Source organism: Aeromicrobium sp. IC_218 (assembly GCF_004336805.1).
Lineage (GTDB): Bacteria > Actinomycetota > Actinomycetes > Propionibacteriales > Nocardioidaceae > Aeromicrobium.
This window is the reverse complement of the sequence record NZ_SJXM01000008.1, coordinates 29,918-53,140: the sequence shown is the minus strand read 5'-3', so window position 1 is coordinate 53,140 and position 23,223 is coordinate 29,918. Positions and strand designations below refer to the sequence as shown.

The 23,223-nt window shown below is 73.3% G+C and carries 21 protein-coding genes; 4 read left to right on the top strand and 17 right to left on the bottom strand.

Annotated features, from left to right (window positions below; all coding sequences use genetic code 11):
- Window positions 1-225 precede the first annotated feature (225 nt).
- Entirely contained in the window at window positions 226-1,191 is a 966-nt protein-coding gene (locus tag E0W78_RS10695; protein ID WP_131403943.1) for a type IV toxin-antitoxin system AbiEi family antitoxin domain-containing protein, read from the top strand.
- An 88-nt stretch (window positions 1,192-1,279) separates the two neighbouring features.
- On the opposite strand, the gene E0W78_RS10690 is transcribed toward E0W78_RS10695, so the two are convergent.
- Window positions 1,280-2,980: a GMC family oxidoreductase gene (locus tag E0W78_RS10690; protein ID WP_131403942.1), complete on the bottom strand. Its 1,701-nt coding sequence runs from the start codon at window positions 2,978-2,980 to the stop codon at window positions 1,280-1,282.
- Between the two features lie 118 nt (window positions 2,981-3,098).
- On the opposite strand from E0W78_RS10690, the gene E0W78_RS10685 reads away from it, so the two are divergent.
- Window positions 3,099-5,138 (top strand): SpoIIE family protein phosphatase, encoded by a 2,040-nt coding sequence (locus tag E0W78_RS10685; protein ID WP_165570475.1) that lies wholly within the window; start codon window positions 3,099-3,101, stop codon window positions 5,136-5,138.
- Between the two features lie 3 nt (window positions 5,139-5,141).
- Here the strand turns inward: E0W78_RS10685 and E0W78_RS10680 are convergent, their stop codons facing one another.
- Genes E0W78_RS10680 through E0W78_RS10670 form a run of 3 tightly spaced genes read right to left on the bottom strand, consistent with a single transcriptional unit; the run spans window position 5,142 to window position 8,715 of the window.
- Window positions 5,142-7,223 (bottom strand): xanthine dehydrogenase family protein molybdopterin-binding subunit, encoded by a 2,082-nt coding sequence (locus E0W78_RS10680; RefSeq protein ID WP_131403940.1) that lies wholly within the window; start codon window positions 7,221-7,223, stop codon window positions 5,142-5,144.
- A complete protein-coding gene (locus E0W78_RS10675) occupies window positions 7,220-8,203 on the bottom strand; it encodes a xanthine dehydrogenase family protein subunit M (protein ID WP_131403939.1) in 984 nt (327 codons plus the stop codon). The genes E0W78_RS10680 and E0W78_RS10675 overlap by 4 nt, the downstream gene beginning before the upstream one ends.
- Entirely contained in the window at window positions 8,200-8,715 is a 516-nt protein-coding gene (locus tag E0W78_RS10670; RefSeq protein ID WP_207392719.1) for a 2Fe-2S iron-sulfur cluster-binding protein, read from the bottom strand. Before E0W78_RS10670 ends, E0W78_RS10675 begins: the two co-directional genes overlap by 4 nt.
- Before the next feature lie 91 nt (window positions 8,716-8,806).
- On the opposite strand from E0W78_RS10670, the gene E0W78_RS10665 reads away from it, so the two are divergent.
- Both E0W78_RS10665 and E0W78_RS10660 read left to right on the top strand, forming a co-directional pair.
- The gene (locus E0W78_RS10665) at window positions 8,807-9,133 is read left to right on the top strand and encodes a hypothetical protein (RefSeq protein ID WP_131403937.1); all 327 of its coding nucleotides are present in this window, start codon (window positions 8,807-8,809) and stop codon (window positions 9,131-9,133) included.
- A complete protein-coding gene (locus E0W78_RS10660) occupies window positions 9,130-9,570 on the top strand; it encodes a GNAT family N-acetyltransferase (protein WP_131403936.1) in 441 nt (146 codons plus the stop codon). Before E0W78_RS10665 ends, E0W78_RS10660 begins: the two co-directional genes overlap by 4 nt.
- A 122-nt stretch (window positions 9,571-9,692) precedes the next feature.
- On the opposite strand, the gene E0W78_RS10655 is transcribed toward E0W78_RS10660, so the two are convergent.
- From E0W78_RS10655 to groES, 13 genes are all read right to left on the bottom strand, one after another.
- Window positions 9,693-10,466: a carbon-nitrogen hydrolase family protein gene (locus tag E0W78_RS10655; protein WP_207392718.1), complete on the bottom strand. Its 774-nt coding sequence runs from the start codon at window positions 10,464-10,466 to the stop codon at window positions 9,693-9,695.
- Window positions 10,463-10,942 carry a GNAT family N-acetyltransferase gene (locus E0W78_RS10650; protein ID WP_131403934.1) on the bottom strand — a complete coding sequence of 160 codons (480 nt, stop codon included), beginning with the start codon at window positions 10,940-10,942 and terminating at the stop codon, window positions 10,463-10,465. The genes E0W78_RS10655 and E0W78_RS10650 overlap by 4 nt, the downstream gene beginning before the upstream one ends.
- Before the next feature lie 10 nt (window positions 10,943-10,952).
- Window positions 10,953-12,059 carry a GuaB3 family IMP dehydrogenase-related protein gene (locus tag E0W78_RS10645; RefSeq protein ID WP_131403933.1) on the bottom strand — a complete coding sequence of 369 codons (1,107 nt, stop codon included), beginning with the start codon at window positions 12,057-12,059 and terminating at the stop codon, window positions 10,953-10,955.
- Between the two features lie 9 nt (window positions 12,060-12,068).
- Complete coding sequence (gene guaB / locus E0W78_RS10640; protein WP_131403932.1) at window positions 12,069-13,577, bottom strand: IMP dehydrogenase; 1,509 nt, start codon at window positions 13,575-13,577, stop codon at window positions 12,069-12,071.
- Window positions 13,578-13,664: 87 nt separating this feature from the next.
- A complete protein-coding gene (locus tag E0W78_RS10635; protein WP_131403931.1) occupies window positions 13,665-14,843 on the bottom strand; it encodes a hypothetical protein in 1,179 nt (392 codons plus the stop codon).
- A 30-nt stretch (window positions 14,844-14,873) separates the two neighbouring features.
- Window positions 14,874-16,070: an MFS transporter gene (locus tag E0W78_RS10630; RefSeq protein ID WP_131403930.1), complete on the bottom strand. Its 1,197-nt coding sequence runs from the start codon at window positions 16,068-16,070 to the stop codon at window positions 14,874-14,876.
- 91 nt (window positions 16,071-16,161) lie between these two features.
- On the bottom strand, window positions 16,162-17,151 hold the full coding sequence (locus E0W78_RS10625) for an ABC transporter substrate-binding protein (RefSeq protein ID WP_165570474.1): 990 nt from the start codon (window positions 17,149-17,151) through the stop codon (window positions 16,162-16,164).
- A 59-nt stretch (window positions 17,152-17,210) separates the two neighbouring features.
- Window positions 17,211-17,852, bottom strand: a complete 642-nt coding sequence (locus E0W78_RS10620; RefSeq protein WP_131403928.1) for a hypothetical protein — start codon at window positions 17,850-17,852, stop codon at window positions 17,211-17,213.
- Between the two features lie 8 nt (window positions 17,853-17,860).
- Window positions 17,861-18,361 (bottom strand): SigE family RNA polymerase sigma factor, encoded by a 501-nt coding sequence (locus E0W78_RS10615; RefSeq protein WP_131404015.1) that lies wholly within the window; start codon window positions 18,359-18,361, stop codon window positions 17,861-17,863.
- Window positions 18,362-18,492: 131 nt separating this feature from the next.
- Window positions 18,493-20,025: a 4Fe-4S binding protein gene (locus E0W78_RS10610; RefSeq protein WP_131403927.1), complete on the bottom strand. Its 1,533-nt coding sequence runs from the start codon at window positions 20,023-20,025 to the stop codon at window positions 18,493-18,495.
- A gap of 1 nt (window position 20,026) precedes the next feature.
- Entirely contained in the window at window positions 20,027-20,941 is a 915-nt protein-coding gene (locus tag E0W78_RS10605) for a diiron oxygenase (RefSeq protein WP_131403926.1), read from the bottom strand.
- Between the two features lie 137 nt (window positions 20,942-21,078).
- Window positions 21,079-22,677: a chaperonin GroEL gene (gene groL, locus E0W78_RS10600; RefSeq protein ID WP_131403925.1), complete on the bottom strand. Its 1,599-nt coding sequence runs from the start codon at window positions 22,675-22,677 to the stop codon at window positions 21,079-21,081.
- Between the two features lie 89 nt (window positions 22,678-22,766).
- On the bottom strand, window positions 22,767-23,060 hold the full coding sequence (gene groES, locus E0W78_RS10595) for a co-chaperone GroES (RefSeq protein ID WP_019143581.1): 294 nt from the start codon (window positions 23,058-23,060) through the stop codon (window positions 22,767-22,769).
- Window positions 23,061-23,223 lie beyond the last annotated feature (163 nt).

Below are 23,223 nucleotides of genomic sequence, written 5' to 3'. Positions count from 1 at the left end.
CCGAGACCTCCCTCCCGGCCGGGCTCTGCTGCGTGGTGAGGGGTGGGTTGAGGTGGTCGGTTTACCTGGTTGACCAGGTAAACCGACAGAAGCCCGGCAAACGTTCCTGGTTCCTGACGGCTTTGCTGGCGGACGTCCATCCCCAGCCGAGTCGTTTCTACCTCCCGCCCACAGGACGCCGCACGCTCCGCCGTTGCCCTCGGGCGAGATGCCACCGTGCAGCGCATGGAGGACCTTCTCGCACTCGCTGCGCGCCAGGGTGGCTACGTCCTGAGGCGACAAGCGCTCGCTCTCGGCTGGCTCGACTCGTCGCTGCGCGCTGGCATCCGTCATGGCCTGCTTGTGCGTCCCCGTCACGGCACGTATGTACCCGCCCAGGTGTGGCGATCGGCGTCAGCCACCGGGCGGCTCCTGATCGTGTCGCGCGCGACGTTGCACCGGCTGGGAGAAGGGTTCGTGCTGTCCCATTCCTCAGCCGCAGCCGTCCACGGGCTCGACCTGCACGGCGTGGACCTCGGACGCGTCCACGTGACGTCCCGGGGACGACGTTCCGGTCGCATCGAGGCTGGCGTGGTCCAGCACGCGGGACCGCTCGACGACGGTGAGGTCGTGCTGGTCGGTGGTGTCCCTGTCGTGCCGGTGTCCCGGGCTGTGGTCGAGACGGCCTGTCTCGCCGGCGTCGAGGGAGCCATGGTCGTCGCGTCGAGCGCGTTGCACCACGGGTCGACGACCGATGACGACCTCGCTGCTCGCGCTCGGCGGCACGGCCAGCTCCGCGGCATTCGCGGCGCGCGCCTCGGTCTGAGCCTGTCGGACGCCGGGTGTCACAGCGCGGGTGAGGCGCGCAGCCTGTTCCTCTGCTGGGAGCAAGGACTGCCTCGACCCGTCTGTCAGGTCCCGATCCACGACGCCGACGGGCTGGCCGGCATCGTGGACGCGGGCTGGCTCGAATGGCGCCACGTCGGAGAGTTCGACGGCCTCGTGAAGTACGGCCGCCAGAACCCGTGGTCTTCCGACCCGGTCGCGATGCTCGTGGCCGAGAAGGCCCGCGAGGACCGGATCAGGGAGACCGGGCTGGGCATGACGCGATGGACCTGGCACGACCTCGATCCGGACGTCCGTGCTCGGACGGCGGCACGCATCCGGCACGGGCTGGAGCGCTCGCGACGCTGGTACTCCACTCCGGCGTAGAAGCCAGGTAAGCCGACAGGTACCAGGCAAGTTTTCCTGGCGTTCGTCGGTTTACCTGGTCTACCAGGTAAACCGACGACCCAACCCCCTACGACACGTCGACGATGGGGAGCCTCAGGGCGGCGGGCGCGTCCACGGGGACGACGGGGTTCTTCGGGGTCACGGGCGCCACGCGGCGGTACGGCTCCCCGAGCGGGGGGCGGGTGTCGGGCTCGCCGCGGTTGGGCCACAGGGCCAGGGCCCGCTCGGCCTGGGCGGTGATGGTCAGCGACGGGTTCACCCCCAGGTTCGCGGTGACCGTCGAGCCGTCCACGACGTGCAGGCCGGGGTGGCCGTAGAGCCGCTGGTACGGGTCGACGACACCGGTCTCGGGCGAGTCGCCGATCGTGCAGCCACCCATGAAGTGCGCGGTCATCGGGACGTCGAACGGCTCGCCGATCGTGCCGCCCGCGGTGCCGCCCATGTGGTGCGCCATCCGCTGCACGGCCTCGTGCCCCTCGGCGATGAACGACGGGTTCGGCGCGCCGTGGCCCTGCTTGGACGTCAGCCGCCGCCGGCCCAGGAGCCCCCGCTTCGTGTACGTGGTGATCGAGTTGTCGTGCGTCTGCATGACCAGCGCGATGATCGTGCGCTCGCTCCAGTGCTTGAAGTCGTACAGCCGCCGGATGTTGCGCCGCTGGCTCCACAGCTCGCGCAGCCACACCCGCCACCGCGCGACCGGGCCGCTGCCGTCGGTCAGGACGGTCTGCAGCAGCGACATCGCGTTCGAGCCGCGGCCGTACCGCACCGGCTCGACGTGCGTGTGCGCGTCGGGGTGGATGGACGACGTGATCGCGACGCCCTCGGTGTAGTCGACGTCGGCCTCGTGGGCGATCGCCCCGAGCAGCGCCTCGGAGTTGGTGCGGGTCAGCATGCCCAGGCGCGGCGACACGTGCGGCAGCCGGCCGTCGTCCTTCATCCGGTGCAGCAGGCGCTGGGTGCCGAGGCTGGACGCGGCCAGGACGACCTGCTCGGCGGTGATCCGCCGCTCCCCCGCCCACGGACGTCCGGTGCGCTTGGTGACGATCTCGTAGCCGCCGCCGGCCAGCGGGGTCACCGACGTCACCGTGGTCATGGCGTGCACCTGGGCGCCGGCCTGCTCGGCCAGGAACAGGTAGTTCTTCACCAGCGTGTTCTTGGCGTTGTGCCGGCAGCCGGTCATGCACTCGCCGCAGTGCAGGCAGGCGTTGCGCTGCGGCCCGACGCCACCGAAGTAGGGGTCGTCCACGGACGTGCCGGGGTCGCCGAACGTCACGCCGACCGGCGCGAAGTGGAAGCTGTCGGCCACGCCCATGTCCTGCGCGACCTTCTGCATCACGACGTCGGCCGGGGACGTGCGCGGGTAGACCGAGACGCCGAGCATCCGCTTGGCCTGGTCGTAGTACGGGGCCAGCTCCTCGCGCCAATCGGTGATGTGGCCCCAGGCCGGGTCGCGGTAGAAGGCGTCCAGCGGCTCGTAGAGCGTGTTCGCGTAGACCAGCGAGCCGCCGCCCACCCCGGCGCCGGACAGGATGAGGACGTCGCGGAGCCGGTCGATGCGCTGGATGCCGAAGCAGCCGACGGCCGGCGCCCACAGGAAGTCGCGCAGGCTCCACGAGCTCTTCGCGAAGTCCTCGTCGCGGAACCGGCGGCCGGCCTCCAGGACCGCCACCGAGTACCCCTTCTCGACCAGGCGCAGCGCCGCGACGCTGCCGCCGAATCCCGAACCGATGACGACCACGTCGTGGTCGAAGCTGTGCGTGCCGCTCATGCGTCCATCATGACATCGACGGTGTCACATGGCCTGGGTGACCGTCAGGCGGACGGTAGGACACAATGAGCGCGCACGGGCCGTTGCCCGTCCTCATCCCCTGGGAAGCAGGTGGCAGGTGGTCGACGACAGTGCGGTGGTGGGCTCCCCCGCCGACGTCCGCCGCCGGGTCGACCGGATGGCGGTGGAGTCGGCCGGCATCGGCACCTTCGACTGGGAGCTGGCCACCGGCCGCCTCACCTGGGACGACACGCTGCGCGAGATCTTCCGCTTCGGCGACGTCGCGGAGGCGACCATCGAGGCGTTCTACGCCCTCGTCCACCCCGAGGACCGCGACCACCTGGCCCGCGCGGTCGAGGTGGCGGTCGAGACGCTCGCCCCGTTCGAGGCCGAGTACCGCGTCGACGTGCCCGGGCGGGGCGTCCGCTGGATCTCCGCCCGCGGGCAGGTCGCGCTCAGCCCGGACGGCAGCCCGGCGCACTTCCTCGGCGCGGCGCTGGACTTCACCGAGCGCCAGCAGGAGCGCGCCCAGCTCAGCCGGATGCTCGAGACGCTGCCGACCGCGTTCTTCTCGCTGGACGACGAGTGGCGCTTCACCTACGTCAACCTCGAGGCCGAACGGGTGCTGGGCCGCCGCCGCGAGGAGCTGCTGGGCGGGGTCGTCTGGGACCTGTTCCCCGCCGCCGTCGACTCGCCGTTCGAGCAGCACTACCGCCGAGCGGTCGAGACCGGCGAGCCGGTCAGCTTCGACGCGTACTACCCCGCACCGCTGGACGCCTGGTACGACGTCCGCGCCAGCCCCTCGCCCGGCACGCTCGCCGTCTACTTCCTGGACGTGACCACGCGCCGCCGGGCCGAGGCGGACGTGCTGGAGGCAGCCCGCCGCGCCGAGCTCCTGGCCGACGTCACCGCCGCGCTCAACGGCACCCTGGACGGCGAGGAGGCCGTGGCGCTGCTGGCCCGGCTGACCGTCCCGGTGCTCGCCGACTGGTCGATCGTCACCGTCGTGGACGACGTGCCGTCCGACCACCGCGGGTGGCGGCGCCACCTGCGTGACGTCGGCACCTGGCACCACGACCCGCAGGTGCGCGAGCGGCTGCAGCGCTACGCCGCGCTGCGCATCCCGGCCCTGGACGAGCGTTCGCCGCTGGCCCGCGCCTACCTGCTCGAGCAGAGCCAGCTCATCCCGGCCGACGCGACCGAGCACGTGCAGCGCCACCTCGCTCCCGGCGAGGCGCACGACCTGCTCGACACGCTCGGCGCGGACTCGATGGCCTTCCTGCCGCTCGTGGCCCGCGACCGCGTCGTCGGCATGCTCACCCTTGCCAACGGCCCCGGACGCGAGCCGCTGCAGGGGTCGGCGCTGCAGATCGCCGAGGAGATCGCGGCCCACGCCGCGGTCGCGCTGGAGAACTCGCGCCTCTACCGCGAGCAGCGCGGCCTGGCCGAGGAGCTGCAGCGCTCGCTGCTCACGGCCCCGCCCCGGGCCGACGCGCTCGACGTCGCGGTGCGGTACGTGCCGGCCGCGCGCGTCGCGCAGGTCGGCGGCGACTGGTACGACGGCTTCCGCCAGGACGACGACACGCTGACGCTGGTCATCGGCGACGTGGTCGGCCACGACATCCAGGCCGCCGCGGCGATGGGCAAGGTGCGCACCCTCGTGCGCGCCATGGGCGCCGACGGCGTCGACGGTCCGGCCGACGTCCTGCGCCGCACCGACCGGGTCATGCAGAAGCTCGGCCTCACCACGACGGCGACGGTGGTCGTGGCCCGGCTCGAGGACGCCGAGGACGGCGACCTGCTGCTGCGCTGGTCGAACGCCGGGCACCCGCCACCGCTCGTGGTCACGTCCGACGGCCAGGTGGACGTGCTCGGGGAGGCCCATCCGGACGTCCTGCTGGGCATCGACGCCGACACCCGCCGCACCGAGCACACGACGCCGGTCGCGCCGGGCAGCACGCTGGTCATGTACACCGACGGGCTCGTCGAGCGCCGCGGCCAGGACATCGACGAGGGCATCGCCCTGCTGGCCCAGGTGCTGGGCGAGCACCAGCACCTGTCGGTCGACGCCCTGGCGAACCTGCTGCTGACCGAGCTGATACCCAGCGCCAACGACGACGACGTCGCGCTCATGGTCGTCCGCCACACGGGCGTCTGAGGCTCAGCCCGGCAGCCGGTCCAGCAGCTTGTCGGGCTGGATCGGCAGGCTGCGCACCCGCACGCCGGTGGCGTGCCACACCGCGTTGGCCACCGCGGCGGCGGCACCGACGATGCCGATCTCGCCGATGCCCTTGGAGCGCAGCGGGCCGAGCTCGCCGTCGTCCTCGGGCAGCCACTCGATCGTGAGGTCGCCGACGTCGGCGTTGGCCGCCACGTGGTAGGTCGCGAGGTCGTGGTTGGCCCAGCCGCCGAAGCGCTCGTCGAGCAGCCCCTCCTCGTGCAGCGCCATCGACAGGCCCATCGTCATGCCGCCCAGGAGCTGCGAGCGGGCGGTGCGCGGGTTGAGGATGCGGCCGGCGGCGAACACCCCGACCCAGCGGGGCACGACGACCTCGCCGGTGCGGACGTCGACCCGCGCCTCGACCATCTGCGCGCCGTACGCGAACCGGGCCAGCGACGCGCGGCCCTTCAGGTCCTCGGCGGTGTCGACGACGACCTCGAGCCCCTCGTCGGGGACGCGCTCGGTCGCCATCCGCGAGCGCAGCGCGCGGCACGCCTTGGCCACGGCCCAGCCCCAGGACGCCGAGCCGGACGAGCCGCCGGCCACCGCGCCGTGCGGCAGGTCGCTGTCGGCGATGTGCAGGTCGACCTGCTCGGGCTCCACCTTCAGCTCCTCGGCAGCGGCCTGCAGCATGACGGTGCGGGCGCCGGTGCCGATGTCGGTGGCGTTGACGCCGACCCGGAAGGTGCCGTCGGGCAGCGCCGTCGCGCGGGCCCCGGAGGGGGCGGCCATCGCCGGGTACGAGCTGGACGCCACGCCGGTGCCGACCAGCCAGTGGCCGTCGCGGCGCACGCCGGGTCGCGGGTCGCGGCCGGCCCAGCCGAACAGCTCGGCGGCCCGGTCGTGGCACGCCATCAGCTGGCGGCTCGAGTACGGCGCGCCGGTCTCGGGGTCGACCTCGGGCTCGTTGCGCCGGCGCAGCTCGACCGGGTCGATCCCGGCGGTGTGCGCGAGCTCGTCCAGGGCCGACTCGATCGCGTACGCACCCGGGCACTCCCCCGGGGCGCGCATCCAGCTCGGCGTGTGCACGTCCAGCTGCGTGACCCGGTGGGTCGTCAGCGCCGTGCGCGAGTCGTACATGTGCCGGACGTACTCGGCGGTCTGCTCGGTGAACTCCTCCAGCCGGGACGTCTGGGAGAACGCCTCGTGCGAGATCGCCTGCAGCCGGCCGTCGGCGTCGGCTCCGAGGCGGACCCGCGAGATCGTCGGGGTGCGGTAGCCGGCCAGGCCGAACATCATCTGCCGGGTCCAGGCCAGTGCCACCGGCCGGCCGGTGACCTTCGCCGCCATCGCGGCCAGCACCGGGTTGGCCTTCGGCGTGCCCTTGGAGCCGAACCCGCCGCCCACGTGCTCCGCGGTGACACGGACCTGCGGCTCGTCCAGGCCGAACAGCGTCGCCATGGTCTGGGCGGTGGGCGTCGTGCCCTGCGTGGAGTCGACCATGCGCAGCGCGCCGTCCTCCCACCACGCGACGGTGGCGTGCGGCTCCATCGGGTTGTTGAACAGCGCCGGGGTCTCGTACACCGCCTCCACGACGTGCGAGGACGAGGCGAGCCCCTCCTCGACGTCGCCCCGGGCGCTGTCGGTGTCGGCGCCGGCGTTGGCCTGCTCCGGCGCGTACAGCCCGGGGTGGTCGATCGCGAGGGCGACGTCGTGCGGCTCGGTCTCGTACCGGACGTCGAGGGTCGAGGCGACCTCGCGCGCCACCTCCAGCGTCTCGGCCACGACCAGCGCGACGACCTGGCCGCGGTAGGCGACGTGGTCGTCCTGCAGCACCTGCAGCTCGTCGTCGTCGGCGTCCTCGAGGCGGGGCGCGTTGCGCCAGGTCAGCACCTCCACGACGCCCGGGGTCGCGAGCGCGGCCTCGGTGTCGATCCCGGTGACGCGTCCGCGGGCCACCGTGGCCCGGACGGCCCAGGCGTGCAGCGCGTCGTCGGGACGCTTCTCGACGCCGTAGCGGGCGACGCCGGTGACCTTGTCCCGTCCGTCGACCCGCACGTGGTCGTGGCCCAGCACCATCATGCCCGTCCTCCCGCCAGCTCGTGGAGCGTGGCGACCGACAGCCGCCGGGCGAGCTCCACCTTGAACGCGTTCTGGTCCGTCGGCCGCGCGGCGGCGAGCTCGGCCCGCACCGCGTCGTCGAACACCGAGCCGGACGCCGCTCGGCCGCGGATCGCGTCCTCGGCCACCGTCGCCCGCCAGGGCTTGTGCGCCACCGAGCCCAGCACCAGGCGGACGTCGGCGACCACCCCGTCCTCCACGGTCAGGGCGGCGGCCACGGTCACCAGGCCGAACGCGAACGAGCGGCGGTCGCGGGCCTTGCGGTAGGTCGAGCGTCCGGCGAGCGGGGTCAGCGGCACCTCGACCGCGGTGACCAGCGCGCCGGCGGGGAGGTTCGTGTCGCGGTGCGGCTCGTCGCCGGGCAGCCGGTGGAAGTCGACGGCCGGGATGCTCAGGTCGCCCTCCGCGGTGCGGACGTGCACGACCGCCTCCAGCGCGACGAGCGCGACCGACATGTCGCCCGGGTGGGTGGCGATGCAGTGCTCGGAGTGGCCCAGCACCGCGAGGTCGCGCGAGAGCCCGTCGACGGCGGGGCAGCCGGTGCCGGGCTCGCGCTTGTTGCACGGCTTGGTGGGGTCCATGAAGTACACGCAGCGGGTGCGCTGGAGCAGGTTGCCGCCGGTGCTGGCCCGGTTGCGCAGCTGTCCGGACGCCGCGGCGAGCAGGGCCCGCGACAGGGCAGGCAGCCGCTCGCGCACGACCGGGTGCGCGGCCAGGTCGCTGTTGCGGACCCCGGCGCCGATCCACAGCGACCCGTCGCGCTCGACGACCTCGGTGGAGCCGAGCCGGTCGACGTCCACGACCCGCTCGGGCCGGGCGACGCCGAGCCGCATGAGGTCGACCAGGTTGGTGCCGCCGGCGAGCGCGGACGTGCCGGGCTCGGCCAGCAGGGCGAGCGCCTCGTCCTCGGTGTCCGGGCGGACGTAGTCGAAGGCCCTCATCGCGCCGCCTCCTGCACCGCGGTGACGATGTGCGCGTATGCCCCGCACCGGCACAGGTTGCCGCTCATGCGCTCGCGCACCTCCTCGGCCGACGGCTCCACCTCGCCGGTCAGGTCGTCGGTGACGTGGCTCGGCCAGCCCTGCGCGAGCTCGTCCAGCGCCCCGACGGCCGAGCAGATCTGGCCGGGCGTGCAGTAGCCGCACTGGAACGCGTCGTGGTCGAGGAAGGCCTGCTGCACCGGGTGCAGGTCGTCGCCGTCGGCGAGCCCCTCCACCGTGGTGACCTCGCGTCCGTCGAGGGTGACGGCCAGGGTCAGGCAGGCGTTGGTGCGACGGCCGTCGACGAGCACGGTGCAGGCACCGCACTGGCCGTGGTCGCAGCCCTTCTTCGTCCCGGTCAGCCGCAGCCGCTCGCGCAGCAGGTCGAGCAGGGACGTGCGGTTGTCGACCGTCAGCGCGTGACGGGTGCCGTTCACGGTGAGGTCGAACGCGGAGGCGGGAGGCTGGGTCACCCTCGCGACGCTACGGGCGGGTCCGGCGCCCCGCACGACGAGCGGAGCGGCGCCGCGCTAGGGTCCGGGCAACCGAGAGCAGGGGGAAAGCATGGGATCGTCCGCCACCACCACGATCGACCTGGCCGTCACGCCGGACCGGGCCGTCGCCGCCGTGCAGCGCGTCGTCGCCGACAACCGGTTCACGCCGGGCGAGCCGAGCCCGGACGGACACGTGGTCGCCTTCCGCACCCGCAAGACCATGCTGAGCTGGGAGCTCGACGCCGTCGCGACGGTGACCGAGGCCGGCGCCGGCTCGCGGGTCGAGCTCACCGTCGACACCGCGCCGGGGCGGCCCAAGGCGCTGCTGGACGGGAAGAAGAACCGGAAGTCGGTCGAGAAGCTCGCCGCCCAGGTCGAGGCGGCCGCGACCGCGTGAGCAGCGTGCAGGTCCGGGCCGCACGGCCGGACGACCAGGATCAGTGGGGCGCGCTCTACACCGCGTACGGCGCGTTCTACGAGCAGGACACCGTCGACCTGGCCCTCGTCTGGGGCTGGATCCTGGACCCCGGCCACGAGGTCGAGGCGCTCGTCGCCGAGCGCGACGGCGAGCTGGTCGGCCTGGCCCACGTGCGTCCCTTCGCGCGTCCGCTCGCCGGCTCGGTCGGCGGCTGGCTGGACGACCTGTTCGTCGACCCGGCCGCCCGGGGCACCGGCGTGGCCGACGCCCTGCTCGACGGCGTCCGGACCCGCGCCGGCGAGCGCGGCTGGTCGGTCGTCCGCTGGATCACCGCCGACGACAACCACCGCGCACAGGCCGTCTACGACCGCGTGGCGGCTCGGACGGCGTGGGTCACCTACGACCTGACCCCCTGACGGCTGCCTCCGCTCCCCGAGCCGAGCTTCCGCTCCCCGAGCCGTCCCCGTTCCCCGAGCCTGTCGAGGGGACTCCTCTCGGCCGGCTCGAGGAACGGCTACGGCTCGAGGAACGGTTCCGGTCAGGCGGACCGGTGCACGACGCCGCCGAGGTCGCGGACGTCGGCCAGCATCGGGTGCGCCGCCCGTGTCGACTCGACGACTCGGCGGTCGAGCTCGGCCACGACCACGGCCTCCTCGCCCGCCGGGCCGGAGACGATCGTGCGGCCCTCGGGGTCGTGCACCGCGGCGCCGCCGTTGAACTCCGCGTCGCCGCAGCGTCCGACGAGCCCTGCGGTGAGCACGTACATGCCGTTGTCGAGCGCCCGCGAGCGGTAGTACAGGTCGCGGCGGTGCTCGCTGCCGGCGAAGAACGCCATGGCGTTGACGTAGAGCGCCGCGCCGGCCTGCGCGGCGGCGCGGGCGTGCTCGGGGAACGACCCGTCGTAGCAGACGCTGAGCCCCACCGGCCAGCCGTCGACGTCCAGCACCACGCCGTGGTCGCCGGGCACGAAGTGGGGCACCTCGCCCTCGACCAGGTGCTGCTTGTCGTAGACGCGGCGCACGCCCCTGCCGAAGGACAGCAGGCTCAGCCGCACGCCCTCGGCGGTCGGCACCGCCGCGCCGGCGAGCACGAGCACGCCGGCCGCGGTGGCCGCGTGGTCGAGGGGCGCGAGCACCGGGTCGTCCACCTCGACGACGGGCGGCGGCATGACGTAGCCGGTCAGGAAGAGCTCCGGCAGGACGAGCAGACGGGCGTCCTGCGCCGCGGCCTGCTCGACGGCCCGCACGGCGGACGCCACGTTGGCGGCCACGTCACCCGCGACCGAGACGAGCTGGGCCGCGGCGACCCTCACAGCGGCTTCTCGAAGCAGAGCGAGTAGGACACGTCCTGGTAGGGCCAGTAGACGTCGATCGGGGTGTAGCCGTGGCGCTCGTAGAAGTGCAGCGCGGCCACCTGCCGGTCGCCGGTGTGGATGACGACGCGCGGCGCACCCGTCTCCCGGGCGGCCTGCTCGACGTCGGCCAGCAGCGCGTCGGCGATGCCGGCCCCTCGGTGGCCCTCACGGACGAACATCCGCTTGAGCTCCAGCTCGCCGTCCATCGGCCCGTCCATGCGGCGCAGGCAGACGTGGCCGACCGGCTCGTCGCCCAGGTACGCCACGACGGTGTGCAGGATGCTCGCCGGGTCCATGCCCTCGGACCCGGACCGGTTCGCCGACGCCGGGTGGTCGGCGTACAGCGCGTTGCCGAACGCGTACTGCTCCGCGCGGAGCAGCACCGCGTCCGGGTGCTCGTAGTCGACGTGCTCGACCCGGACGTGCTCGCTCATGGCCGGCACCTCAGGCGACGACGACCTCGACCCGCTGGAACTCCTTGAGCTCCGTGTAGCCGGTCGTGGCCATGGCGCGACGCAGCGCGCCCATGAGGTTCATGGTGCCGTCGGGGACGGACGAGGGGCCGAAGAGCACCGACTCCAGCGGGCCGACGGTGCCGATCTCGACCCGCTCGCCGCGCGGCAGGTCCGAGTGCCAGGCCTCGGCGCCCCAGTGGAAGCCACGGCCCGGGGCCTCGGTGGCCCGCGCGAACGGCGAGCCGATCATGACCGCGTCGGCGCCGCAGGCGATCGCCTTGGCGATGTCGCCGCTGCGGCCGATCGAGCCGTCGGCGATGACGTGGACGTAGCGGCCGCCGGACTCGTCGAGATAGTCGCGGCGGGCCGCGGCGACGTCGGCCAGCGCGGTGGCCATCGGCACCGCGACGCCCAGCACCGAGCGCGTGGTGTGTGCCGCCCCGCCGCCGAAGCCGACCAGGACGCCGGCGGCGCCGGTGCGCATGAGGTGCAGCGCCGCCTGGTGCGTGGCGCAGCCGCCCACGATCACCGGGACGTCCAGCTCGTAGATGAACTGCTTGAGGTTGAGCGGCTCGCTGCGGCCCGAGACGTGCTCGGCCGAGACCGTCGTGCCACGGATGACGAACAGGTCGACGCCCGCGGCGACGACGACGTCGGCGAACTCCTTGGTGCGCTGCGGCGACAGGGCGCCCGCGACCGTGACGCCGGCCTCGCGCACCTGGCGCAGGCGCTCGGTGATCAGCTCGGGCTTGATCGGCTCGGTGTAGATCTCCTGCAGCCGGCGCGTGGCGGTGACCGGGTCGGCCGACGCGATCTCCTCGAGCAGCTTCTCGGGGTTCTCGTACCGGGTCCACAGGCCCTCGAGGTCGAGGACGCCCAGACCGCCGTGGCGGCCCAGCTCGATCGCGGTGGCCGGGCTCATGACCGAGTCCATCGGCGCGGCGAGCACCGGCAGGTCGAAGCGGTAGGCGTCGATCTGCCAGGCCGTCGACACGTCCTGCGGGTCGCGGGTGCGACGGCTCGGGACGATCGCGATGTCGTCCAGGGAGTACGCGTGGCGGCTGCGCTTGGCGGCGCCGATCTCGATGTCAGCCATGCTGCGACCCTATCGGCTGTAGTTGGGAGCCTCGACGGTCATCTGGATGTCGTGCGGGTGGCTCTCCTTGAGCCCGGCCGCCGTGATCCGGACGAACCGGCCGCGCTCCTTGAGCTCGGGCAGCGTGCGCGACCCGACGTAGAACATCGACTGGTGCAGGCCGCCGACGAGCTGGTGGGCCACCGCGCTGAGCGGGCCGCGGTACGCGACCTGGCCCTCGATGCCCTCGGGGACGATCTTGTCGTCGCTCACGACGTCGGCCTGGAAGTAGCGGTCCTTGGAGTAGGACTTCTTGCCGCGCGAGCTCATGGCGGCGATCGAGCCCATGCCGCGGTAGCTCTTGAACTGCTTGCCGTTGACGAAGATCAGCTCGCCGGGGCTCTCCTCGCAGCCGGCCAGCAGCGAGCCGACCATGACGGTGTCGGCGCCGGCGACCAGCGCCTTGGCGATGTCGCCGGAGTGCTGCAGGCCGCCGTCGGCGATGACCGGGACGCCGGCCGGCTCGCAGGCCAGGGACGCCTCGTAGACCGCCGAGACCTGCGGGACGCCGACGCCGGCGACCACGCGCGTGGTGCAGATCGAGCCGGGCCCGACGCCGACCTTGACCGCGTCGACGCCCGCGTCGACGAGCGCCTGGGCGCCCGCCCGCGTGGCGACGTTGCCGCCGATGACCTGGACGCCGTCGAAGGCGGAGTCGGCCTTGAGCTTGCGGATCATGTCGAGCAGCAGCGCGGCGTGGCCGTGCGCGGTGTCGACGACGAGGACGTCCACGCCCGCCTCGCGCAGGGCGTTCGCCCGCTCGTAGGAGTCGCCGAAGTAGCCGACGGCCGCGCCGACCAGCAGGCGGCCCTGGGCGTCCTTGCTGGCGTTGGGGTACTGCTCGGACTTCACGAAGTCCTTGACCGTGATGAGGCCGGCCAGGCGTCCCTCGTCGTCGACGATCGGCAGGCGCTCGCGCTTGTGCTGGCGCAGCAGGGCCGAGGCGTCCTCGCGGCTGATGCCGACGGGGCCGGTGATGAGCGGCATCGGCGTCATGATCTCGCCGACGGTGCGGGTGGCCCACTCCGCGACGGGGACGAAGCGCAGGTCGCGGTTGGTGATGATGCCGAGCAGGTGGTCCTCGGCGTCCACGACGGGCAGGCCCGACACGCGGTACTCGCCGCAGCGCTGGTCGAGCTGCTCGAGCGTGGCGTCGGGGCCGATCGTGACCGGGTTGGGGACCATGCCGGTCTGGGTGCGCTTCACGAGCTCGACCTGGTAGGCCTGGTCCTCGATCGACAGGTTGCGGTGCAGGACGCCCATGCCGCCCTCGCGCGCCATGGCGATGGCCATGCGCGCCTCGGTGACGGTGTCCATGGCGGCGGACAGCAGCGGCACGCGCAGGCTGATCTCGCGCGTCAGGCGCGCCGTGGTGTCGACCTCGCTCGGGATCACGTCGGTCTCGCCCGGCAGCAGCAGGACGTCGTCGTAGGTGAGCCCGAGGCTCTGGAACTTCTCCGGGATGCCAGCCTCGCTCATGCACCAAGTCTACGGGCCCCGTCGAGGGGCCTCACCGGGGTCGGGACGTGGGCTCGGGCACGTCCCGCGACGGCTCGGCGCCGGGCCTCAACCGCGTCCGGTGAGGGTGAGGCCGCGGCCCTGTGCGTCGGCGGCGAAGAACGCCGAGCCGTAGTCGCCGTCGATCGTGAGCGTCAGCCGCACCGGTCCCGTCGCCTGGGCGAACGTCGCGCTGTGGACGTCGTCGTCGGAGTCGCGCCCGACGCGGACGGTGCCGTCGCCGTCCTCGTCGTCCGGCAGGTCGGCCGCGGCCCGGGCCTGCTCCAGGAGGGGTCCGATCGCGCCCCAGTCCACGTCGTCGAGCCCGAACTGCTCCTTCGGCGTCGACGGCTGGATGGTGTCGGGACCGTCGTGCTGCACCGTGCCGCGCCGGTAGAGCCAGCGGTCCGTCGGCGTGCGTCCCGGCTCCACCGGGGCCTCGATGACGAGGAGGTCCTCCATGACGGTCACTCCGCTGACCGTGCGGTGCCCGACCTCCTCGGCGACGGCGTCCAGTGCCGGCCCCAGGACGTCGGACTGGCGCAGGTCGGCGTGCCAGCGCCCGTCGGGCAGCGCGTCGATCGTCTGCTGCAGGCCCGTGCGGTACGGCAGGACGACCAGGGCGGCGGCCACCGCGGCGACCACGACGTAGAGCACGAGGCGGAGCGGACGTCCGCGGCGCCCCATGCCCAGGAGCGGGCCGCGCCGGCGTCCGTCCTTGACGACGGTGTGCGAGTCGGGCTGTCGGTCCGGCACGGCCGCGCCGCGGGACGGGACGACGACGGTGCGCCAGGCCGCGGACGCGGGATCGTCCTCGGTGAACGCCAGTTCGGGGCCGTCCTCGGTCAGCAGGGCCACGACGTGGGTGCGCCCGGGTTGGAATTGCGGCACCTCCACGACCGGCACGACGAGCCGAGCGGTCGTCGTGAACGCGGGACCGGACCGCGGGGCGACGGTGAGGTCGATCTCGCACAACGGCTGGTCGTTGACCTGCGTGCCGGTCTGCCGCAGCGCGTCGACCCGCGCCACCGCGAGGCGTCCGGCCGCGCGGGCGGCCTCGACCTCCTCCGGCGACGCGACCGCGAGCCCGCGCAGTCCGCGCCCGACGGCCACCAGGACGCCGCTGAGGACGGCGACCGTGAGTCCCACCGGGATCGCCCATCCCGCAGCGCCGGGAGGCCCGACCACGAGCACGACCGCACCGCCGAGGACGATGCCGAGACCGACGAAGAACAGGAGGCGCAGCACGGCGGCGAGCCTAGCGACGCCTCGTCGGGCTCAGCGCACCCGCTCGGCCCGCACCACGACGGCGACGCACCCGGCGGTGGCCAGGACCGTGGCGCCGACGGCGGCGGCGACCGCGGGCCAGCCGCCGTCGCTCCAGGCCAGGCCGACGACGGCACCGAGGACGCTCGACCCGGCGTAGTACGACGTGACGTACGCGCCGCTCGCCCGGCCGCCCAGCGGGCCGGCGACGAGCGGGAGCCAGCCGCTGGCCACGGCGTGCGCGGCGAAGAAGCCCGCGGTCAGCAGCACCAGGCCGCCCACCACGGGCGCGAGGTGGTCGGGCAGCGTGAGGGCCAGGCCGGCGGCCATGACCGCGAGCGACAGCGCCATCGTCCGCGGACGTCCGAACCGGTCGGCGGCGGCGCCGGCCAGGGCGGACGAGACCGTGCCGGCCAGGTAGGCCAGGAACACCAGGCCGACCACGGCGCTCGACAGCTCGAACGGCGGCTCCACCAGCCGGTAGGTCAGGTAGTTGTAGACGGCCACGAAGCCGCCCATGAGCAGGAACGGCACCGCGACGAGCGCGAGCACCTGGGGACGCAGCCAGGCCCGCACGCCCGGGTGCGGACGCGGGCCGGTCTCGTCCTCGCCGTGGACGCTCGGCGGAAGCAGCAGCACGAACGCGACCGTCGCGGCCAGCGCGCAGACGCCGAGCGCCGCGTCCGCCACCCGCCACGAGCCGAGGTCGGCGACCGCCGCGGTGACGAGCCGTCCGCCGACGCCGCCGAGCGAGTTGCCGGCCACGTACAACCCCATGGCCCGGCCGAGGCCGTCCGGGTGCACCTCGGCGCCGACGTGGCCCATCGCGACGCCCACGACTCCGGCCAGCAGCAGGCCGAGCAGGACGCGCAGGGCCAGCAGCCCGCCGAAGGTCGGCATGGTCGTGCTGAGCAGCTGGACGGCCACCGCCGCGAGCATCGTCGCGCGCATGACGCGGGCCCGGCCGAGCCGGGCCGCGACCGAGGTGGCCACGACGACGGCGACGGCCAGCGCCCCGGTGGCGCCGGAGACGGTGAGCGCCGCCGCGGCGGGCGAGACGTCGAAGGCGGCGCCGATCCGCGGAAGCAGCGGCTGGGTGCTGTAGAGCATCCCGAACGCCGCGACGCCGGCCATGAGCATGGCCACGTTGAGCCGCCGGTAGCCCGGGGTCCCGGGGCGGTGCCCGGGGTGCGGCGCGGCGTGACTCACGCCGCGAGCCTACGAACGTCCGCCCGGACGAACGACACCGCACCGGGCCGCCGGGTGGCGGCACCGGTGCGGTGCGTCGGGATCGTGCGGGTCAGGAGTACTGCTGCAGGCCCTCCGCCAGGCGCTCGAAGATGTCGGCGTAGGCGTCGTAGCTCGGCGGCGCGACCGACGTCCACGGCACGTAGGCCTGGTTCTTGGCCGCGTTCAGCGTCTGGAAGACCGGCTGGTCCTTGAACAGCTGCAGACCGGACTCGCCGACGCGGTCGTCGTAGAGGAACACGTCGGCCGGGTACTTGTCGGCCTGCTCCCAGCTCAGCGGCTCGAAGTAGCCCTGCTCGTCCGGGTCGGGCTGGACGATCGGCAGGCCGAGCTCGTCCTTCCAGTACTTGAGGTCGGCGTTCGCCTCGGGGCTGGAGACGTAGTAGATGTCGGCCGACGGCGAGCCGGCGACGATCTGCTTCTTCTCCGCCGTCATCGTCGTGCCGAGCTGCTTCAGCCGTTCGGCGGCGGCATCGAACTCGTCGTGCGCCTCGGTGACATCGTCGTCCTTGAGGTCCGCACCGAGCTTCTTGGCGGCCTTCTCGGTCGAGTCGAGCAGCTCGGGCAGGGTCTTGCCGTCGAAGCTCACCGCGAGGATCGGGGTGCCGAGCTTCTCGACCTTCTCCTTGGCGGCGTCGTTGACGTACCAGAGGTCGGGCTCGAGGTAGGTGCTCGTCACGACGAGGTCGGGCTTGAGCTCGGCGAGCTTCTCCAGGTCCAGGTCGCCGTACTCGCCGCCGCCGGTGACGTCGGTCAGGCCCTCGGTGTCCAGGCCCTCGGCCTGCGGGTCGGGGCTGCCGTCGGGGAGGGTGGCCGGACCGAAGTAGCCGACGATCTTGTCCTCGTCGACGCCCAGGTCGCTGAGCGCGGCGCCCATCGAGCTCTGCACGACGATGCGCTCGGGCGCCTGGTCGAGCGAGATCTTCGTGCCGAGGTCGTCGGTGTAGTTCCAGGAGCCGGACGAGTCGTCGGAGTCGGAGCCGCAGGCGCCGAGGACGAGCATCGCGGCAGCGGCGGCCGCGACGGGACGGATGATCTTCATGCGCACAGCGTAAGGCATGCCTAACCTAAAGCGTCCGCCCGTCCCGGCGGCCGGGACGATCAGCCGACGCCCGGCTCGGCCGTGTCGCCCACGCGGACGCTGCCGAGGAAGTCCAGCATCGCGTCCTCGTCCCAGCCGGCGCCGTCGGGGAACTGGATCCGCACGACGCCCTCGCGCTCGCCGGGCAGCGTCGGCGTGGCCATCGTCGTGTAGCCGCCGCCGGACGTGATCCAGAAGGTGCGTCCGTCGCGCTCGACCTCGCGCCCATCCAGCGGGTTGGCGTCGAGCATGACCACGAGCTTGCCGCGGAAGTCGTCCGGGTCGGCGGAGGTCGAGCCGTCGTCGGGAACGATCGTCACCGCGGTGGGCGTCCGTCCGCCGACGCCCCAGCCCCGAGGGGTCAGGCCGAACGCGTAGGGCTCGGCCTCGAGCGTGGCCGCCACCAGGGCGACCTGGGCGTCCACCGGGCTGCTCGCGACCGTGTCGCTGGGCAGCCGCTGCGTGGCCGGGCGGTCGAGCGCCACGCCCACGGCTGCGACGCCGACGAGGGCGAGGGCCCCGAGGCCGGCGGCCCGGCGGCGGCGGGTGCGGCGCACGAGCGCGGCGCGACCGCGGCGAAGGTCGGGAGCAGGGTCGACGGGACGTCCGTCGGGGCGTCCGTCGCCGGCGGCGCGGTCGAGGGTGGTTCGCAGGTCGAGCACGGGTCCTCCTAGAGCGTGGTGGGGTCGGGGGTGAGTGCGGCGCGCAGGTGCGCCAGCGCCTTGGCGGTCTGCGACTTCACCGTCCCGGTGGAGCAGTCCAGGACGCGAGCCGTCTCGGCGACGTCCAGGTCGAGCCAGTGCCGCAGGACGACGACGGCCCGTTGGCGCGGTGCCAGGTCGCGCAGCGCGGCATGGACCGCGTCGCGCTCCTCCGGCGCGAGCCCGGTCGCGGCCGCTCGGTCGGGCAGCCCGTCCGCCGACCGCTCCCACCGCCGGTGGGCCCGGCGGGTCTCGTCGACGAAGACGTGGGTCAGCGTGGTGCGGGCGTAGCCGAGCCGGTTGTCGGCGCGGCGCACCCGTGGCCAGGCCAGGTACAGCCGCGTGAGCGTGGTCTGCACGAGGTCCTCGGCCGAGGACGCATCCCCGGCGGTCAGCAGCGTGGCCATCCGGACGAGGTCGGGGCGGTGGTCGTGGGTGAAGCCGACGAACTCGGCGTCGCGGTCGGTCATGCGCACGGGCGGCCTCCTTTCACCCCTCTGACGGGGACGGGCACCCGAACGGTTGCCCCGGGCCGGCAACATCCTGGCCGCGGACGCGCCGAGGGGCCCTCCGCCACGCGGAGGACCCCTCGGGCCGGGCGTCAGGCCAGCAGCGCCAGGCGCCGTCGCCCGCCGGGCTCGACGCGCGAGCGCAACGCACGGTCGAAGGCCCGGACGTCCGCCACCGGCTCGGGCAGGAGCCCGGCGCGGGCGTCGCCCAGCAGGGTGGCCACGGTCTCCTGGGCACACGCGCGGTTGGCGCCGATGCCGCCGCGGGCACCGCGCTTGGCCCAGCCGACGACGTAGGCCCCCGGCACGGGCTCTCCGGTGACCGGGTCGACCACCCGGCCGCCCTCGTGCGGCACCACGCCGGACGCCTCGTCGAACGGCAGGCCCGGCACCGGCACGCCCCGGCGTCCGGTCGAGCGGACGAGCAGGGAGGCGGGCAGCGAGACCGGCGCCGCGGCACCGCTGGTCGAGACCACCCGCACGGCCTCGACGGCGGTGTCGCCCTCGACCGCCTCGACGGCCCGGTCGAAGGCCAGCACGAGCCGGCGTCCGGGTGGAGGCTGGGCCGACCAGTCGAGGTCGGCGACCGGCAGCTCGCGCAGCTGGGCGGCCACGGTGCCGCGTGGGGCGGCGTCGATCTCGGCCTGGACGGCGGCGTCGCGGGCCACGGCCACCTCGATGCCCGCGGGCATCCGCAGCAGCTCCGGCCGGGTGAACGCGGCGGTGGCCGGGCCCCGCCGGCCCAGCACCACGACCTCGCGGACGTCGGCGGCGGCGAGCGCCCGCCGGACGCCCTCGGGCGCCTGGGTGCCCTCGAGCAGCGCCGGGCCGCCGAGCAGCACGCGCGCCACGTCCAGGGCCACGTTGCCCGTGCCGACCACGACGGCGCGGCCGTCGCGGGGCAGGACGGCGGCCACGTCGACCTCGGGGTCGCCGTTGTACCAGCCGACGACCTGCGGCGCGCCGTGCACGCCGTCGAGGTGCTCCCCCGGCACGCCGAGCAGGCGCTCGGCCGGGGCGCCGGTGCCGTAGACGACGGCGTCGTGGTGGCGCAGCAGCTCCTGGTGGTCGACGTCGCGGCCGACCTCGACGCCCTGGTGCAGCCGCAGCCGCGGGTGGCGCCACGTCCAGGCGAACAGGTCGGCGAGCCGCTTGGTGTCGAGGTGGTCCGGCGCGACGCCGGTGCGCACCAGGCCGCCGGGCTGCGCGGCGCGGTCGAGCACGGTCACGCGGGCGTCGGTGGTGGTGAGCAGCGTGCGGGCCGTGTACCCCGCCGCCGGGCCAGTGCCCACGACCGCGATGCTCAGCGGACGGTCGGTGGCCGGGGCCACCTCGTCCAGGTGCAGCAGCGTCGCGGCCGGCTGCGGGACGCGTCCCTCGTAGTGCTCGGCGTTGAGCCGGGCGAAGACCTGCTCGTCGGCGCGCAGGACGTCGACGGGCTTGACCGCCGACACCGGGCAGGCATCGGCGCAGGCCCCGCAGTCGATGCAGGCCTCCGGGTCCACGTAGAGCATCTCGGTGGTGCCGAATCCCGGCTCGCCGGGCGTCGGGTGGATGCAGTCGACCGGGCAGACCGAGACGCAGGAGGCGTCGGCGCAGCAGCCGGCGGTGATCGCGTAGGCCATGTCAGAGCATGTGGACGGCGCGGTAGTGGCGCATCGCGGGTCGGGTGAGCAGGCCGGCGTCGGACAGGAAGTCCATGAGGTGCACGCAGCTCATCCGCATGAGGTTGTGGTGGTGCGTGTTGGCGCGTGCCTGGGCGAGCGCCTCCTCGCGGTCGAGCCCGGCGGCCTCGTAGACACCCGGGTTCACCATGCTCGAGACGATGAAGCGCGCCGACCCGGCGATGACCTCGGCGGCCACCTGGCGGCGGAACCGTCCGGACTCGCGCAGGTGCTCGCGGATCTCGTGGCGGGCGAACTTCATGTGCCGCGCCTCCTCGACCACGTGGATCTTGGACGTCGTGCGGACGACCGGCAGGACGTCCTCGCCGCGCATCCAGTCGCGCTGCATGACGTCGAGGATCTCCTCGGCGACCAGGATGCAGCCGTAGGCGATCTCGCCCGTGGCGACGGTCTTGAGCCCGCGCGCGAGCTCGACGACGTAGCGCGGCGGGCTGTAGTGCGGGACGTCCATGAGCGTGCACGCCCGGGCGAACATCAGCGAGTGACGGCACTCGTCGGCGATCTCGGTGAGCGCGAACTGGAACTCGCTGTCGGCGTACCGGGCGCGGTACTGGTCGCGCAGGATGAGCTGCTGGAGCATCATCTCGAACCAGATGCCGGTGCTCATGATCGAGCCGACCTCGTGCCGGGTCAGGGTGACGCGCTGCTCGTGGCTCATGCGCTCCCACAGCGGCGTGCCGTAGAGCGTGCTCCACTGCGGGTTGAGCCCGTGCAGCGCCGGGTCGAGCGGGGCGTCCCAGTCGACCTCGGTCTGCGGGTCGTAGGAGATGGTGCGCGAGGAGGCGAGCAGGCGACTCATCTCGGCCTCGGTGTCGCGGTCCAGCGTGGTGCGGAACTGCTCGGCGGTGAGCGTCATGCCGCGCCTCCGTTCATGTGACATTACCGATGTAACATGTGCAATGTCACCGTAAGCCCGCGACGGGTCAGGACGCAACCCCGGAACGACGACGGCCCGCCCCCTCGCGGGGACGGGCCGTCGTGACGTGCGGTCGGTCAGTGGTTGTGACCGGCGTGCTCGTCCTCGTCGGCGGGCTTGTCGACGACCAGGGTCTCGGTCGTCAGCAGCATCGCCGTGATGGACGCGGCGTTCGCGAGCGCCGAGCGGGTGACCTTGACCGGGTCCAGGACGCCCTGGGCGACCAGGTCGCCGTACTCGCCGGTGGCGGCGTTGTAGCCCTCACCGGTCTCGCGCACCTTGGAGACCACGACCTCGCCGGAGACGCCGCCGTTGCGGGCGATCCACTCCAGCGGGGCGTCGGCGCCGACGCGGACGATGCGCACGCCCACGGCCTCGTCGCCGGTCAGTCCCAGGTCGTCCTCGAGCACCGAGACGGCCTGGACGAGGGCCGAGCCGCCGCCGGCGACGATGCCCTCCTCGATGGCCGCGCGGGTCGCCGAGACGGCGTCCTCGATGCGGTGCTTCTTCTCCTTGACCTCGACCTCGGTGGCCGCGCCGACCTGGATGACGCACACGCCACCGGCCAGCTTCGCGAGACGCTCCTGGAGCTTCTCGCGGTCCCACTCGGAGTCGGTCGAGGCGATCTCGGCCTTGATCTGCTCCACGCGGCCGGCGACCTCGTCGGCCGCACCGGCGCCGTCGACGATCGTCGTGGCGTCCTTGGTGACGACCACGCGACGCGCGGTGCCGAGCACCTCGAGGCCGACCTGGTCGAGCTTGAGGCCCAGCTCGGGGCTGACGACCTCGGCACCGGTCAGGATCGCGATGTCCTGCAGGATCGCCTTGCGACGGTCGCCGAAGGCCGGGGCCTTGACCGCGACCGACTGGAACGTGCCGCGGATCTTGTTCACGACCAGGGTCGACAGCGCCTCGCCCTCGACGTCCTCGGCGATGATGAACAGCGTCTTGCCGGCCTGGACGACCTTCTCCAGCAGGGGCAGCAGCTCCTGGACCGACGAGATCTTGCCCTGGTTCACGAGGATGTAGGGGTCGTCGATGACGGCCTCCATGCGCTCGGTGTCCGTGACCATGTACGGCGACAGGTAGCCCTTGTCGAACTGCATGCCCTCGGTGAACTCGAGCTCGGTGCCCATCGTGTTGGACTCCTCGACGGTGATGACACCGTCCTTGCCCACCTTGTCGAAGGCCTCGGCGATGAGCGCACCGATGTGGCCGTCGCGCGAGGAGATGGTGGCGACGCTCGTCATGTCGGCGACGTCGTCGACCGGCTTGGCGACCGACAGCAGCTGCTCGGAGACGGCCTTGACCGCCGCCTCGATGCCGCGCTTGAGGCCGACCGGGTTGGCGCCGGCGGCGACGGCGCGCAGGCCGGTGTGGATCATCGCCTGGGCCAGCACGGTCGCGGTGGTCGTGCCGTCACCGGCGACGTCGTTCGTCTTGGTGGCGACCTCCTTGGCGAGCTGCGCGCCGAGGTTCTCGAACGGGTCGTCCAGCTCGACCTCACGGGCGACGGTCACGCCGTCGTTCGTGATGGTGGGGGCGCCCCACTTCTTGTCGAGGACGACGTAACGGCCCTTGGGGCCGAGGGTGACCTTGACGGTGTCGGCGAGCTTGTCGACGCCGCGCTCGAGCGAGCGGCGGGCCGCCTCGTCGAACTCCAGGATCTTGGGCATGGACTGCTTCCTTCTGGCTGGGGGTGGGTGAACCACGCGACCCCGGCCGGACGCGCGCACGAGGGCGCGTCCGGGCCGGGGCTACGGGATCAGGAGACGACGGCGAGGATGTCGCGCGCGGAGAGGATGAGGAACTCCTCGCCGCCGTACTTGACCTCGGTTCCGCCGTACTTGCTGAAGATGACCTTGTCACCGACCTGGACGTCGACGGGGATGCGCTCGTCGCCGTCCTCGTTGAACCGACCGGGGCCGACGGCGACGATCTCGCCCTCCTGCGGCTTCTCCTTGGCGGTGTCGGGGATGACGAGACCGGACGCGGTGGTCTGCTCGGCCTCGAGCGCCTTGACGACGACTCGGTCCTCGAGCGGCTTGATGCTGACCATGGGGTCGACCTTCCCTTTCAGGAATGAACTTGACGGACAGGGGTGCGTGAGCGCCGTCGCGGGGGTCGCGCACGCGGTTAGCAGTCTCGCGGGGCGAGTGCCAAGCCTGAACATAGCATGGCCTGGCACTCGCCCCAAGGGAGTGCTAACCGTCGTCCGACCC

Coding starts and splice junctions, on each gene's coding strand:
- E0W78_RS10695 (WP_131403943.1), top strand. CDS start 226: ATGGAGGACCTTCTCGCACTCGCTGCGCGCCAGGGTGGCTACGTCCTG.
- E0W78_RS10690 (WP_131403942.1), bottom strand. CDS start 2,980: ATGAGCGGCACGCACAGCTTCGACCACGACGTGGTCGTCATCGGTTCG.
- E0W78_RS10680 (WP_131403940.1), bottom strand. CDS start 7,223: ATGATGGTGCTGGGCCACGACCACGTGCGGGTCGACGGACGGGACAAG.
- E0W78_RS10675 (WP_131403939.1), bottom strand. CDS start 8,203: ATGAGGGCCTTCGACTACGTCCGCCCGGACACCGAGGACGAGGCGCTC.
- E0W78_RS10665 (WP_131403937.1), top strand. CDS start 8,807: ATGGGATCGTCCGCCACCACCACGATCGACCTGGCCGTCACGCCGGAC.
- E0W78_RS10650 (WP_131403934.1), bottom strand. CDS start 10,942: ATGAGCGAGCACGTCCGGGTCGAGCACGTCGACTACGAGCACCCGGAC.
- E0W78_RS10645 (WP_131403933.1), bottom strand. CDS start 12,059: ATGGCTGACATCGAGATCGGCGCCGCCAAGCGCAGCCGCCACGCGTAC.
- guaB (WP_131403932.1), bottom strand. CDS start 13,577: ATGAGCGAGGCTGGCATCCCGGAGAAGTTCCAGAGCCTCGGGCTCACC.
- E0W78_RS10625 (WP_165570474.1), bottom strand. CDS start 17,151: ATGAAGATCATCCGTCCCGTCGCGGCCGCCGCTGCCGCGATGCTCGTC.
- E0W78_RS10615 (WP_131404015.1), bottom strand. CDS start 18,361: ATGACCGACCGCGACGCCGAGTTCGTCGGCTTCACCCACGACCACCGC.
- E0W78_RS10610 (WP_131403927.1), bottom strand. CDS start 20,025: ATGGCCTACGCGATCACCGCCGGCTGCTGCGCCGACGCCTCCTGCGTC.
- E0W78_RS10605 (WP_131403926.1), bottom strand. CDS start 20,941: ATGACGCTCACCGCCGAGCAGTTCCGCACCACGCTGGACCGCGACACC.
- groL (WP_131403925.1), bottom strand. CDS start 22,677: ATGCCCAAGATCCTGGAGTTCGACGAGGCGGCCCGCCGCTCGCTCGAG.
- groES (WP_019143581.1), bottom strand. CDS start 23,060: ATGGTCAGCATCAAGCCGCTCGAGGACCGAGTCGTCGTCAAGGCGCTC.